Annotated in this window: 1 protein-coding gene; it reads right to left on the bottom strand. The window is 71.7% G+C overall.

The genetic code is table 11. The features are described from left to right. Nucleotides 1–237, bottom strand: a 237-nt coding sequence (locus ADL03_RS08835; protein ID WP_197288208.1) for a WD40 repeat domain-containing protein, incomplete at both ends; no start/stop codon positions are given.

Here is a 237-nt window from a genome sequence, read left to right as displayed (position 1 = left end):
GAGGGCGGTGAGCGGGGTGCCGTCGGTGAGGTCCCAGACGCGCAGCGTCTCGTCGCTGCCGCCGGTGATGGCGATGGGTCGGCCGTCGATTTCGGTGCACGCCACCGCGGTCACCGTGCCGGTGTGTCCGGTGAGGGTGGTGAGCGGGGTGCCGTCGGTGAGGTCCCAGACGCGCAGCGTCTCGTCGCTGCCGCCGGTGATGGCGATGGGTCGGCCGTCGATTTCGGTGCATGCCAC

Origin of the sequence: Nocardia sp. NRRL S-836, from assembly GCF_001279525.1 — a bacterium.
Taxonomy (GTDB): Bacteria; Actinomycetota; Actinomycetes; order Mycobacteriales; family Pseudonocardiaceae; genus Lentzea.
The sequence above is the reverse complement of the archived record's forward strand: the minus strand, read 5'-3'. Positions and strand labels throughout refer to the sequence as shown.